Origin of the sequence: Psychrobacter sp. NPDC078929 (assembly GCF_050267985.1) — a bacterium.
In the GTDB taxonomy this organism is placed as follows: Bacteria; Pseudomonadota; Gammaproteobacteria; order Pseudomonadales; family Moraxellaceae; genus Psychrobacter.
This window is the reverse complement of sequence record NZ_JBNNFX010000005.1, coordinates 82,287-94,303: the sequence shown is the minus strand read 5'-3', so window position 1 is coordinate 94,303 and position 12,017 is coordinate 82,287. Positions and strand designations below refer to the sequence as shown.

The 12,017-nt window shown below is 41.2% G+C and carries 11 protein-coding genes; 3 read left to right on the top strand and 8 right to left on the bottom strand.

The window, feature by feature from the left end; translation table 11 throughout:
• Positions 1 to 44: 44 nt before the first annotated feature.
• The 3 genes from dapA to ACQKCG_RS04495 all read right to left on the bottom strand — a co-directional run bounded on the left by dapA (position 45) and on the right by ACQKCG_RS04495 (position 3,330).
• Positions 45 to 908, bottom strand: a complete 864-nt coding sequence (dapA, locus tag ACQKCG_RS04505) for a 4-hydroxy-tetrahydrodipicolinate synthase (protein ID WP_427585198.1) — start codon at positions 906 to 908, stop codon at positions 45 to 47.
• Positions 909 to 1,008: 100 nt separating this feature from the next.
• Entirely contained in the window at positions 1,009 to 2,271 is a 1,263-nt protein-coding gene (locus ACQKCG_RS04500; protein ID WP_201570904.1) for an NAD(P)/FAD-dependent oxidoreductase, read from the bottom strand.
• A gap of 69 nt (positions 2,272 to 2,340) precedes the next feature.
• Positions 2,341 to 3,330, bottom strand: coding sequence for a proline racemase family protein (locus tag ACQKCG_RS04495; protein WP_201570906.1), 990 nt, complete (start codon positions 3,328 to 3,330; stop codon positions 2,341 to 2,343).
• Positions 3,331 to 3,564: 234 nt separating this feature from the next.
• On the opposite strand from ACQKCG_RS04495, the gene ACQKCG_RS04490 reads away from it, so the two are divergent.
• Positions 3,565 to 4,362, top strand: a complete 798-nt coding sequence (locus ACQKCG_RS04490) for a helix-turn-helix domain-containing protein (RefSeq protein WP_201570908.1) — start codon at positions 3,565 to 3,567, stop codon at positions 4,360 to 4,362.
• 42 nt (positions 4,363 to 4,404) lie between these two features.
• Here ACQKCG_RS04490 and ACQKCG_RS04485 read toward each other — a convergent pair whose 3' ends face one another.
• Both ACQKCG_RS04485 and ACQKCG_RS04480 read right to left on the bottom strand, forming a co-directional pair.
• The gene (locus ACQKCG_RS04485; RefSeq protein ID WP_201570910.1) at positions 4,405 to 5,670 is read right to left on the bottom strand and encodes a tyrosine-type recombinase/integrase; all 1,266 of its coding nucleotides are present in this window, start codon (positions 5,668 to 5,670) and stop codon (positions 4,405 to 4,407) included.
• A 1,308-nt stretch (positions 5,671 to 6,978) separates the two neighbouring features.
• Positions 6,979 to 7,470, bottom strand: a complete 492-nt coding sequence (locus ACQKCG_RS04480) for a hypothetical protein (RefSeq protein WP_427585195.1) — start codon at positions 7,468 to 7,470, stop codon at positions 6,979 to 6,981.
• Positions 7,471 to 7,672: 202 nt separating this feature from the next.
• Here ACQKCG_RS04480 and ACQKCG_RS04475 point away from each other — a divergent pair, with 202 nt between their 5' ends.
• A complete protein-coding gene (locus ACQKCG_RS04475) occupies positions 7,673 to 8,341 on the top strand; it encodes a hypothetical protein (protein WP_414558812.1) in 669 nt (222 codons plus the stop codon).
• 238 nt (positions 8,342 to 8,579) lie between these two features.
• On the opposite strand, the gene rhuM is transcribed toward ACQKCG_RS04475, so the two are convergent.
• The 3 genes from rhuM to ACQKCG_RS04460 all read right to left on the bottom strand — a co-directional run bounded on the left by rhuM (position 8,580) and on the right by ACQKCG_RS04460 (position 10,428).
• Positions 8,580 to 8,837: a RhuM family protein gene (gene rhuM / locus ACQKCG_RS04470; RefSeq protein ID WP_427585193.1), complete on the bottom strand. Its 258-nt coding sequence runs from the start codon at positions 8,835 to 8,837 to the stop codon at positions 8,580 to 8,582.
• Between the two features lie 191 nt (positions 8,838 to 9,028).
• A complete protein-coding gene (locus tag ACQKCG_RS04465; RefSeq protein ID WP_427585192.1) occupies positions 9,029 to 9,772 on the bottom strand; it encodes a zinc-dependent peptidase in 744 nt (247 codons plus the stop codon).
• Positions 9,773 to 9,855: 83 nt separating this feature from the next.
• Positions 9,856 to 10,428 (bottom strand): TetR/AcrR family transcriptional regulator, encoded by a 573-nt coding sequence (locus ACQKCG_RS04460; protein ID WP_427551806.1) that lies wholly within the window; start codon positions 10,426 to 10,428, stop codon positions 9,856 to 9,858.
• 118 nt (positions 10,429 to 10,546) lie between these two features.
• Between ACQKCG_RS04460 and ACQKCG_RS04455 the strand changes: the two genes are divergently transcribed.
• The gene (locus ACQKCG_RS04455; protein ID WP_427585190.1) at positions 10,547 to 11,986 is read left to right on the top strand and encodes an NAD(P)-binding protein; all 1,440 of its coding nucleotides are present in this window, start codon (positions 10,547 to 10,549) and stop codon (positions 11,984 to 11,986) included.
• Positions 11,987 to 12,017: the final 31 nt, after the last annotated feature.

Sequence of the window (12,017 nt, the reverse complement as noted above, 5' to 3'; positions counted from 1 at the left end):
CCTTTTCTATACAATGGTAGGAACGATAAGAATGGTTCGATGTATCAAGACAGAAGTGCTAAAAATGACTGAGTCTCTTCTTTTGACATATCAGTCAAAGGTAGTCGTACTGACCCAACATTAATGCTCCCGTTAATGCAGCCTGCTTTGGCCTTTTGGTTATAGTTTCCAGACTCCATAGAGTGGATAGCAGGATACATGGCTGTCATTAGTTCTTTAGCACGGTTCCAATCGCCTTTTTGTGTGGCTTCAAACAATGCGACTTGTTCTGCTGGAAATACGTTAGCCGCACCAGCGATCCAGCTCTTAGCACCCCAAAAGAAGAAATCTACTGGTTGATCGTCACAACCACAGACCACTTCAAAGTTTTCAAAATCAGCCTGTAGCATACGTAATGCATGGCTAAAATCGCCACTGCTCTCCTTGACGCCTACAATATGAGGATGTTTGGATAAATGCGCGACGGTTTCAAATTCAATGCTCACACCGACGCGTGCTGGAAAATTGTACATAATGATAGGCAGGTCAGTGGCATCAGCGACGGTTTCAAAGTGCGCAATAATACCGTCTTGGTCTGGTAGGCTATACGGATTGGCTGATAACATTAAACCGTCGTAGCCCAAATTTTTGGCTTGATGAGCAAGTTCGATAGAATGATTGGTCGATAAACTGTTGATACCTGCAATCAGAGTGACTTTGCCTTTGGCAGCATCAGCGATAGTGGTCAAAACCAGTTCGCGCTCTGCAGGCGAGAACGTGTAGTATTCACCCGTTGTACCGCAAGCTACGATTCCGGTAACGCCTTTTTCTATGAATACATTGACCAGTTCGGTTAACTTTTGAGTATCGATATCTCCATTAACATCGAAAGGAGTAACGATAGGGACTAAAACGCCATGAATGTTCATATAAATATCCTTATTTGGAAGTAAAAGCCGTTAGTCAGCCATGAGCTGTTAGCGACGTTGTTGGTTCTATGAGTTGTCATAGAGATAAGATGTTCGATTATTATTTAAAAGATTTAAGTTTGAAGCGGTTTAGACGATAGGCAGTAGGATCTACCATGGCAGTATCGCCAAAATACAAAGCCGCGATCATCTGTGCGCTTATGACAGCTTGGGTCAGACCTAGATGCTGATGACCAAAGTTTAAAAAGACTGAGTTATGTCTATCTATGATGGGTAGCGAGTCTGCTGTAGAAGGTCTAAACCCCATCCATTGCGTATTGCTGTCACTATCTAGTGGGGTGTTTAGCATTGCTTGAGCTTGTTTAAACAGCATATTCGCACGGTTCATGTTTGCTGGCGCCTCAAGTCCTGCATACTCAACAGTGCCAGCCAAGCGCAGCCCTTTTTCCATTGGTGTCATAATAAAGCGGCGATCCATGCTAGAAATAGGGATGGTAAGACGCTGAATTTCGTTAGGAAGCATCAGGTGATAGCCTCGCTCTGTATCCATTGGTACTGAGACGCCTGTTAGCTGTTTGGCTAAGGCTTTAGAATGCGCCCCTGCGGCGAGCATAATTTTGCTGGCATGAAGCTGCTTTTGTGTCGTCGTCAAACGAATACCATCAGTTATTACTTCCGCGCTCAGAACACGGCAATTTTCATAAATCTGACCACCAAGCGATCTAAAAATAGTACTTAATTTATGGGTAATGGCTTCTATATTGGTGATATGACCTGTCTCTGGAAAAAACAAAGCACCCAATTGATTGTCTTTTAACGCAGGCTCAAGATCTGTCAGTGCTGATTGTGAGAGTAGGTTGTTAGAAACCCCTAAACGGTTTAAGCGTTGGCCGTGTTCAGTCAGCACTTTTAGGCTGTTGGGCGTCTCTGCGGTTAATACAGAGCCTTGTATTTGTACCCAAGAATGTAATTGCCACTCTTTGGCAAAATCTTGCCAAGCTTGAAGGCTCTGTGCATTTAATGCCAAAAGCGCTTGGTGACTGCGTGCAAATGGTTCGGTACGCATATTAAGTAATAACTTGAAGGCCCATGGTGCTAAGCGTGGAAGGTAGCGCCAATCTATCCGCAGAGGTCCTTCAGGGTTGAGTAGCATGGCAGGAACATGTCGTAAGATACTGGCATCAGCGATAGGGAAAACCTGTTCAGTGGCAATGTGACCTGCGTTGCCATAAGTTGCACCGCGACCGATTTTATCGGCTTCCAAAATCGCAACTTTTACCCCGCGAGACTGTAGGGTAACCGCAGCACATAGCCCGATAATGCCACCACCGATAATATGTATATCAAACACTTGTGTGTCCATGAGACTCTCGCTTTTCTGACCTTACTGAGCAGTGATTGGTTGCGTTCTAGAAGCCATACAAACGGGTATTTATAAAGAAATACCCCATTTGAACGGATCGCTGTCTTGAACGATGAGAGAGGTCTCTGCACATACGTAGGCGTACCCTCGGATCGTGGGGATAATAGTATTGATAGGGTGGTTATGAAGAGGGTTATGATTACTAAGCACATCAATAGGCTGATAGCTGGCACTAAAGACACTGCCAATGATGCTTTGCTGATACCAAGTCTCACCAGGTGCGAGTACATTGTCGGCGGCTAAGCAAGCCAATTTGGCACTGGTTCCAGTACCACAAGGAGAGCGATCGTAGGCAGATCCAGGGCATAATACGAAGTTTTTGCTGTTAGTGCCGGTGAGATCGCTCTTGCCAAACAGTTCTATATGATCAATTTCGCCATTGTTAGCACCCATAATTCCAGACTTATGAAGAGCTTTTTTGATCTGTATGCTAAATTGAGTAAGCGCCTCAACATTATTGGCTTCAATAGCTTGCTTATGATCGTTGACTAAGAAAAACCAATTACCACCCCAAGCAATATCTCCATAGATAGGACCGATATTGGGTACTTGAACTTCTACTTGTTTTTGGTAGCGATAAGAGGGGACATTTTGGACGCTACAACTACCATCATCATGCAAGGTTGCTTTAACTAGGCCTACGCTTGTTTCTAGATAGTGATCACCAGCGGTTATCTTTTGTTGATAAGCTAGAGATGCAATAACGCCGATAGTGCCATGGCCACACATACCTAAATAGCCATGATTATTAAAGAAGATCACGCCAGCCGTGGCACGAGGATCAGAAGGCGGGCACAAAAGCGCTCCGACAAGCACGTCATTACCACGAGGTTCTAGGATAATACTTTGACGTAAATGATCGAAATTCTGTTTGAAGTCTTGAAGTTTTTCTTGAATAGATTGCCCACTAAGCTCAGGAAATCCTTCATACACCATACGAGTAGGTTCACCGCCAGTATGCGAATCAATAATCTTAAGAGTGAAAAGCGTATCAAACATGACTGCCTACCTGATTCATCCGTGAGTTAATATACTGTTAGCATTATTCATAAATGAACAAAGCGTAAATATAGAATGACGTTTTTCAGAAAAGCAGTCTTGATGTTTTTATATGAATAAATGCGCATTTCTGCACAGGTTATAAGGATATTTAGGAGTATAAATATTGTGTAGCACCCTAAAATACCTGAAAAGCTCAACGACAAGCTTGAGATGCTATATGGGAATATACCGATGCGGCCGTTAGTATTAGAAACACCTACAAAACAACTGTCAAAACATCTACAGACTTATCAACCAGCCAATTTTGATGAGTTTGTTGGCAATATATCGTTATTGATGCCTTTGTTTGATACTATGAAAAATGTGGTGTTTTTTGTTAAAGATGACCAAGCATGCTATCGATTAGTCAGTAAAACGCTCATTAAGCGTAGCGGGCTTAAAAACAAAAAAGCACTAATAGGACTGACTACAGAGCAAGTATTTTTGAAGTCTCAAGGCAAGGATTATCTCAATCAGGATCTGAGAGTGTTAAGGGAAGGTAGGGAAATTGTTGATAAACTAGAACTTCATAGCTATGCATCAGGACAGCTGGGATGGTGTATCACGCAAAAAATCCCCGTCTATGATGTAAAAAATCATATTGTAGCAATGGTAGGTATATCAGTAGATATTGATGAAGATAACGAGCGGATATTACGCAAACACGCTCGATTGGCAAGCGTAGATCAATACGTACGAGACAATCTTGATCAAAAGATTAATATTGGTCAATTGGCGAAATTGGCAAATCTTAGTCAATCGCAATTGGAGCGTACCTTCAAAGCAGTACTCAATATGTCACCCATTCAGTTTGTACAAAAAATGCGTCTAGAGCATGCCATTCGACTATTAGCGAATCATAAGCTAACAGTGACTCAAGTCTCCTTAAACTGTGGATACGGTGATCATAGCGCCTTTAGTCGACAGTTTAAGCAGTTTACTAGCATGTCTCCTGTGAACTTCCGTAAAATACATTTCAAAGAGCCATAAATAAGTGCAAAAAAATATGGTTTTTGACTCTAAAATAACTCTCTAACGACTCCGAAGATTATCTATATAATCTGCCCAATCTTGCATCATCTGTACCCTAGTATCGATTTCGTCAAGTCTGTTGTAAGCCCCGCCATGTGTGTCTTTTATCCTGTGACCTAGTTGTAATTCTGTGACGATGTCAGAATAGCGTAGCTCAGGCTGTTCCATGAGCAAGGTTTTAGCCGATGCTCGAAATCCATGCGCACATTGCACGTCTTTATATCCAAGCCGGTGGAATATCTGCACCAACGTCGCCTTACTGATATAGGCGTTGCTTGAACCGCGCATCGACGCAAATACATATTCCTTATGTCCTGTAATTGACTGGATGTTTCGTAATCGCGAAATCACTTGCGTGGCTAAGGGAACAACTAAGTGCGAGACCATATCGTCACGACCTTCGCCCTTAGTCGGGGAGAATGCCCATGTATTATTATCCCAATCGATGTCATCCCAACGCATCGAGCGCAGATCGATACTACGTACAAACACATAAGGCAATAAGTTCATAGCTTCTAGTGTGATTTTGCTTGCGCCTTTAAAATTGGACATATCCTTTAAGAGAGTCGCAAATTGATCTGGTTTGGTGATGGCTGGCAAGTGATGGCCTGAATTGGCAGGGGCAAGCTCACCACGGGTATCGACAGCTACATTTCTATCGCACAACCCTCGAGCAACAGCGAATGAAAAGACTTTTTCAGTGTATAGCCGAGTGCTCGCACCAACGAAAGTCGCTTGATTGCCATTATTTTGAATCGACTCGCACACACTCAGTATCATCTCACTGGTGATATCGTCCATTCTTAAATCACCAATCTCTTGGCACATATATCCTAGACATAAATCCCAGAACTTGAGGGTTGACTCACTGTATGACGGTTTTTTAGATTTACTTTGATTGCGACCTGCTGTTTTGTGTTCTCGCCATGCTTTTGCAATCTCAGAAAATGGTGCGTTTTTTAGGTGAGTATATTTATTGGTTTGTTCTTTTTGCTGGATAGCTTTAGGGTCAGAGCCTTTTGCGACCATATCAAGAATGGTGTCTGCTTTATACTTAACCTCATGGAGACTGACATCCTCAATCTTACCCAACATCATCCTAGGGCGTTTGCCCTCGATATGCGGATGGGAGTAACGTAAGTAGTATTCCTTTTTGCCATTTGGATAAATACGAAGACTTAAGCCAGCTACACCTGAGACACTGACAGAATAATCTTTGTCTCGGCATTCGAGCTTGTTGATATCGTTTGCTGTGTCGATAGCCATAATGTATATCCGTCATATGATAATTAAGGTTGATGATAGGTTTATGATTGATGACTTATAAAAAGTCTCTTCTGTAGAAAAATATAGAAGTATTGGACACTATCATGGACACTGATATTCGTTAGTGTTGTTAGTAAAGCCTTTTAGATAATAGTTTTTAAGACGTAATTATCCCCAAGGTTCACTTGGGAATAATTATAGCATAGTGGCCAAATATTGAGTAGGCCATACGCTGAGAGGGTTACACGGCATTTCTACCAGTTATTTCGATACATAGTTAAATGCGATTATGGTATCCATGATTGATTCGGCAAGGAGTTGAGCATATTCTCTATAAAACACATGCTCCTGTACTCGCACAGAATATAAAAATCAGGGTTATAGTACTGTTCTGTGCAAATTTGGAATGTACCAATTTTGAGTGGTTTATAGAAAATATATAACGAAAGGCTGAATATATTAAAAAATATCAATAGATAGCTCATTCATCTTAAAAATGGCTTGATAACAATAAACAGAGGACGGCTGTTTGTGGGTAGATAAAATTCATCGCTCTACAAGAATAAGCAGAGTCAGTTCTAATGATTTAACAGTCTGTCTATGATTTAAATTTAAAAGGTTATATGTAATGACTTAGGTATAGCGTTTAAAGACTAGATAAGATTGGAAATATTCGAAGGAGTTACAACGTCTGGCTGATTTTTTGCAATTAGATATAGGTTGGTGATATTGAGCGATGTCTAGCCACACAAATGATGGTTATCAAAAATAGGCTATTAGCATATCTATATTAAAGACTTAGCCGGTGGACACGGATAATAAATAAGCTATCGCAGACGAATAGCCATGATCATATCGAAGAAAAAGCTAATGATGGGTTTGGATGTAGCCATTCGTATTATCGCAAATCATAAAATATTAATAACCAGTCATACAGAGCATTCAAACCTTAACGTCTAATAAAACGTTAAATGATTGACGTAATAATATACCTGTCAGAGATGTTTAGAAGTAAAACTGATCAAGCGTGAACTATCATCCAAAAGATTCGGTTGAATTAACAGGACAGAGTTAGTCGGTGAGAGCTAAATAGTTTGGTAGGATGTTTATACCTAGCAGTATCAGAAATGTATGATCGTCATGATTCTATAGTTAGTAAGGCTTAAACCTACGACCTAATAGACTTTATTTAACATAATATACATTATGCGAAAACAAACCAACGGTTTTAGTAGTTAGGCGAAAAACCATTTATACCATGTCATTCTTGTGCCTTAGATCGGATTTTATATTAGTTATAGAATCTTACTAACGACAAGTTTCAAGTAAATGCTGACGCAACGTTTTGCTATCCTGATCTAAAACTACATCTTCGACTTGGCACGTTTTATCACTGTCATCACATGACAGCTCATAATAAATATAGCTACCTTGTGCCAAGCTAACCTGAACCAATCCTTGATCAGTTATTGAAAACTTTTTGTCTTGCTCATAGTCAGGATCTTGCGAGTTCCAAAGTACATCGTAATCTATATTGCAGGACGTCTGAGTTTTATCAAAATATTCTTGCTCAAGTTGCATGGCTGCTTGCAAATCAGCATCGGCGTATTGCTGCAGCACTACAGGATTACTCATACCTTGGTCATCAATATCTTGTTGGTACATTTTCGTGATAGTCGCAATCTTTATATTAGCCATGGCATTTTGTTTCTGATCTACTTTTGATACATCAGCTATAGCGTGACCGACAGGCATCAGTCCTATGGTTAATAGTAATGTCAGCGATTTATATGTTGGCATTTTATTCTCTGCGAGCTTTTGTCCTATAAGTGTTACCGACTATTACATCATACCTATATTCGGACTCTGCTGTATTATCGTATCATTCAGGTTTACTTACTAAAATATCGATTACATAGCGCTTTTATGGTATTTTTTACCAGTTCCCATGACAATTTATAGTGATGTTTCTTTCGCTAATAACTGTGCTAAGGATAATTTTATGATGACATTACCTGCTTTTTTTAAGGAAAAATCTGCAACATTAGTCTCTAGCAGCCTTCTGTTATTCACGCTAGCTGCTACGGGTTGTCAGTCTGCTTCTGAGTCCAGTGAAGCCATTGTATCTCAGCCAACCAGTAGCTCATCAACACCTAGTAATGCTGATATCAGCCAGCAAACCCTTAGGCAGCAAGCGTTACGTATACAGCGCGCACTGGCAAATAAGGACTTTTCTAGAATCACTAATGATATCCATCCAACACGTGGCGTTCGTTTTTCGATGTACGCTTATGTACGGCCTGAGTCAGATAAAGTCTTTAGCCGCGGGCAATTTGCACAGTATTTACAGCAGTCTAACATTCAATTTACTTGGGGCGAAAAAGACGGTACTGGCGATCTATTGGTCACGCCGTTGCCTGCTTATCTGGATACTTGGGTGGATGGCAAAAAGTTCAATAATGCTAGTATCAATGTCAATGAATTCAAAAATAATGGTAATTCTATCAATAATTTAAAAGAAATATACCAAACATCAGATGTTGTAGAATTTTATTATAAAGGCACGGATGAGTATGATGGTATGGACTGGCGGGTACTACGCTTGGTATTTGATGAGTATCAAGGCAAGCGTTACCTAGTGGCTATCATTAATGACCAATGGACGGTTTAAGGTGTAGAGAAAGATTGCCCGACAACTTTTATAAGACTTGTTTAAATTGGCAACCTGCTCTATCTGGTTATAAATGCTATATATATTCAATTAAATATATATAGCAGCTTGTGCTACATGGTCTTTGGTATAGTTTTTAATGACAAGCTTCGTCAGTTTTAAGCTCGGTGCTTTGGGCAATTTTTTTGATTAATTTTAGCGCTTGTTGTAGCTCGCTTGAGTTTTTATAGAAGCGCTGTTAATTGAGCGTATAGCCTTGTACTAAGTATTCACGTAGTCGCTTCGTTGCCCAACGCCTAAATTGTATGCCTTGATGCGATTTGATGCGATAACCGACTGATATAACCACGTCTAAGTCATAAAAATTCACCGAATGGTCTGAGTTTGCAATATGCATTTTTTGCATATTACTTTTTTCATCGATTTCTTCATCTTTTATCGCATTGGCAATATGACGAGAAATTACTGATTGATCACGACCAAACAACACAGTCATTTGTGCTTATAACAGCCAGACAGTCTCTTGCTCAAAACGTACATCGACTTGCGACGTTCCATCAGCACTTTCATAGATTTCTATTGTTGCCACATTATCACTTATAGTGTTAGTCACCTCAGCTTCCCCAATTCCAATATGATTATGCGGTCTTAAATACAGCTTACTATCACCATCCCTATAAATATCACTTATAACGGCGTCTGACGAAAGAATTTCACCATAATCTCATAAATATCCGGATAAGCATCAACCAGCTTTTGCGGCGTTTCAAAAAATACTTCACTCAGAACCGCAAAAAATTCTGCAGGATTGGTTGCGCCATAACGATCAAGCCCTGACTTGCGATGTGTTTGAAAGTCTTCAAAATTGCGACTCATAATCTGAGTCCAGTTTGCAGGATCCATATTAGGTTGCATGGGCGGAAAGCCATTGGCACGGCCATTCATCATATCGAGCTTATGAACAAACTCATGAATGACAACGTTATGCCCGTCACGTTCGCCTGAGTGCTTGGCATCTTTCCATGAAAGAATGACAGGCCCTCGCAGCCATGCTTCCCCGCTACGATGTTGACTGCCTTCGTGGACGATACCAAATTCATCTACCGTGGTACTGTTGCTTTTGTACGAGCCAGGATAAATAATAATCGATGACCAGCCAGCATACCAGTCAAGACCTAAGTTTAAGATCGGCAAACATGCTTGCAGTGCAATCGACTGTCTGACAGCATTCGTAATTTCAAAGCCTTGTGCACCAGTGATAGATTTATCAGCTAAAAATAATGTTGCTAACTCAAATAAATGTTTCATCTCGTCAACATTTAATCTATCAAGTATCACGATACGCTCAGCCGCTTGCATCCAGTCAGCCTGAGTAAATTCACTGTTGTCTAGTATACGCTGTTCACGCCAGTCTTTTATGATGCCAAACATAATTTGCTATCCTTAAACCTTACGATATTGAAATAACTCAGCCTAGCATGCACTCACTTGCCACAAATATGCCAATATCGTTACTAAGAAGACTTTATGGCATCTAACTGCACTTCTACCACTCGTAGCGCCATTGATTTCCAGTCCAAATTTATATCATCAGTAAACACCATGTGGTGACTGATACTCACGTACCCATGTACGATTGCCCAAATATCTAGCGCTATTTGTCTGCGCTCCTCAATAGTCGCACCATCTGGTAGATACGAGCCAGCCACCCGTACCAGTTTTGAAAATGCACTGTCTCTGGCTGCAACTGCTTCTTCAGAGGGCTGATATCCTGCATCAGATTCCCCAAAAATCAGCCGATAGTGTGCCTCGTGTTGCTCGCCTACATTGAGATACCCTAGGCACGCCTCTAGCACTTGCTCTTTGTTTGCCTTACCTTCTGGAATGACATCCATGGCTTCACGGACGAGATTAAATCCTTCTATGTACAGCGCATCTAGTATGCCTTGCTTACCTTGGAAGTGACTGTATATACCGATGGTGGACAATCCTGCCCGCTTGGATATGGCGCGTACACTCAAGGCTTCCCCACCCCCTTCTAAGAAAAGCTCAGATGCAGCGTTTAGTATTTTGGTTCTGGCATCCATTAGATTCTCACTATGTCTTGACAATTATAACAGTGTTATTCTAGTATATAACACTGTTATGCACAAACAATTATGAATTGATTGTGTTGATAGAAGCTCAACTTAGAGTAAGGACACTATGAGTATTCAACAGCTAGAAACGGATTATCTAATCATTGGTAGTGGCGCGGTGGGCATGGCTTTTGCCGATGTGCTGCTCACAGAAACAGATGCTAATATTATTATCGTCGATAAACATCATAAGCCAGGCGGTCATTGGAACGATGCCTATTCGTTTGTCACCTTACATCAGCCGTCGTCTTTTTATGGCGTTAGCTCACGTGAGCTTTGCGGCGGTATGATTGATAAAATTGGTTTAAATAAAGGCTTGTCCGAGCTGGCGTCAGGCGCAGAAGTCATGGCGTACTTTGATAAAGTCATGAAGCACACGTTTTTACCAAGTGGCCGCGTGAAATACTTCCTGATGTGTGAGTACAAAGGCGACGGCAAGTTTTCATCGTTGCTGTCTGATACTAGCTATGAGGTTAAGGTCAATAAGAAAATCATTGACGGTACTTATTTCAAAACCTCAGTACCAGCGACCCATACCCCAAACTTTGAGATTGCTGATGGTGTTAAGTTTGGCCCATTAAATGATTTGCCGAGTCTAACCAAACCTCGTGATGGTTACGTGATTATCGGCGGCGGAAAAACAGGTATTGATGCGGTTTTATGGCTACTAGAGAATCAAATTGACCCAGACAATATCACGTGGATTATGCCAAGAGATGCTTGGCTGATCGATCGTAAAAACACCCAACCCTCTCGTGATTTTTTCACCCATACTATTGGAGCACAGGCTACTCAGGCAGAAGCGATTGCTGAGGCAGAAAACATCGAAGACCTGTTTGATCGTTTAGAAAAAGGCGGCGTATTAATGCGTATTGATCCAAATGTACGCCCGAAAATGTTCCATGGCGCTACCATTAGCAGTGAAGAGCTCAAGCAGTTACGCCGTGTTAAAAACATTGTACGTAAAGGTCGCGTGACCCGCTTAGATACTGACAAGATTTATTTTGGTGAGGACAGCATTTCTACCACCCCCAACACCATGCATATCGACTGCTCTGCACGGGCAGTACCAGTGACAGAGACGTACGATGTATTCAAAGGTGATACCGTGGTGGTGCAAACCGTACGTACCTATCAACCTGTATTTAGTGCCGCATTTATCGCCCACATTGAAGCCAGTTATGATGATGAAACCATCAAAAACGAGTTGTGCCAAGTGGTGCCAATCCCAAATCATGATACGGACTTTTTGGTTGGGCTTGTTAAACAAATGCAGAATCAGATGCGTTGGTCAAAAGAGCCTGCGCTACGTGAATGGATGATTAACAATCGATTAGATGGCTTTACCAAATTGGTACGAGCCAGCGAAGACACCCCGCCTGAAGAGTTAGCTATTCTTAAGCGTTTAAAAGAAGCAGGACCAAAAGCTGCTGCAAACATGCCCAAACTTATGGGTGAAATCATGCAAATTACAGCAGCACGTCAAGCCAAAACTGCTAATGCTTAATCCGACAACTATAAAATAAAAAAGGGAATAA

What these genes read in the sequence shown, in the direction of transcription:
- dapA (WP_427585198.1), bottom strand. Translation starts at nt 908, where the DNA reads ATGAACATTCATGGCGTTTTAGTCCCTATCGTTACTCCTTTCGATGTT.
- ACQKCG_RS04500 (WP_201570904.1), bottom strand. Translation starts at nt 2,271, where the DNA reads ATGGACACACAAGTGTTTGATATACATATTATCGGTGGTGGCATTATC.
- ACQKCG_RS04495 (WP_201570906.1), bottom strand. Translation starts at nt 3,330, where the DNA reads ATGTTTGATACGCTTTTCACTCTTAAGATTATTGATTCGCATACTGGC.
- ACQKCG_RS04490 (WP_201570908.1), top strand. Translation starts at nt 3,565, where the DNA reads ATGCGGCCGTTAGTATTAGAAACACCTACAAAACAACTGTCAAAACAT.
- ACQKCG_RS04485 (WP_201570910.1), bottom strand. Translation starts at nt 5,670, where the DNA reads ATGGCTATCGACACAGCAAACGATATCAACAAGCTCGAATGCCGAGAC.
- ACQKCG_RS04480 (WP_427585195.1), bottom strand. Translation starts at nt 7,470, where the DNA reads ATGCCAACATATAAATCGCTGACATTACTATTAACCATAGGACTGATG.
- ACQKCG_RS04475 (WP_414558812.1), top strand. Translation starts at nt 7,673, where the DNA reads ATGATGACATTACCTGCTTTTTTTAAGGAAAAATCTGCAACATTAGTC.
- rhuM (WP_427585193.1), bottom strand. Translation starts at nt 8,837, where the DNA reads ATGACTGTGTTGTTTGGTCGTGATCAATCAGTAATTTCTCGTCATATT.
- ACQKCG_RS04465 (WP_427585192.1), bottom strand. Translation starts at nt 9,772, where the DNA reads ATGTTTGGCATCATAAAAGACTGGCGTGAACAGCGTATACTAGACAAC.
- ACQKCG_RS04460 (WP_427551806.1), bottom strand. Translation starts at nt 10,428, where the DNA reads ATGGATGCCAGAACCAAAATACTAAACGCTGCATCTGAGCTTTTCTTA.
- ACQKCG_RS04455 (WP_427585190.1), top strand. Translation starts at nt 10,547, where the DNA reads ATGAGTATTCAACAGCTAGAAACGGATTATCTAATCATTGGTAGTGGC.